General features: G+C 42.8%; 1 pseudogene. It reads right to left on the reverse strand.

Annotated elements, in window-relative coordinates:
- Positions 1 to 733: pseudogene (locus A1QC_RS15685) on the reverse strand (IS110 family transposase); the annotation flags it as partial.

Below are 733 nucleotides of genomic sequence, written 5' to 3' on the forward strand. Positions count from 1 at the left end.
TCGCCGCTTTTGTCCACTCGAGCTTTCAGAAGGGACTAATCCAAGGTAAGACATCAGTTTTCTTGGATGGTCAAATCGTCGCAAATCCCCAAGTTCAGCAATCGTTCCTAAGGCCACCAGTAAGCGAATACCTCGCATGGCTTGGATGGCTTTGACTACAGGATAATAACGCCAATTTTTAACTTGGTGGATAAGCTCATTATCCAGTCGTTGTAGACGCTGCATTCGTTCGGAGATGATTTGAATCATCTCCTGTAGCACAATTTGTTGGCTATGGTGCGGAAGGACAAGTTCGGTGAGCCAGCGTAAATGTTTTTTAGACCAATTATCTTTCACGACAGTGTTGATGTTGTTGCGGAGAAAGAAGCCTTTAAGTTGAAGCTTTGCATCTTTTAAATCTTTCATTGCGGTTTCACGGGCACGCGATAAATCGCGAATGGCTTCATCCTCGGCTTCAGGTACATAAATCGTACTTAACTCATCAGCTCTAAATAATCTCGCCAACTTTGCCGCATCACGTTTATCGGTTTTCACTCTATCGCCCGGCTTTTTCGGAATGAGAGAAGGGGCCACAATATAACAGTGGTAACCAAGACTGGTTAAAAGTCGATAGATCCAATATCCACATGGTCCAGCTTCATAAATAAAATGAAGCGTGGATTTAGGAAATTGAGATTGAATTTTTTGAGCCAGTTTAATCAACGCGGATTTTGAAGTATCAATCCGGCCATAA

The organism is Vibrio rumoiensis 1S-45 (assembly GCF_000286955.2).
In the GTDB taxonomy this organism is placed as follows: domain Bacteria; phylum Pseudomonadota; class Gammaproteobacteria; order Enterobacterales; family Vibrionaceae; genus Vibrio; species Vibrio rumoiensis_A.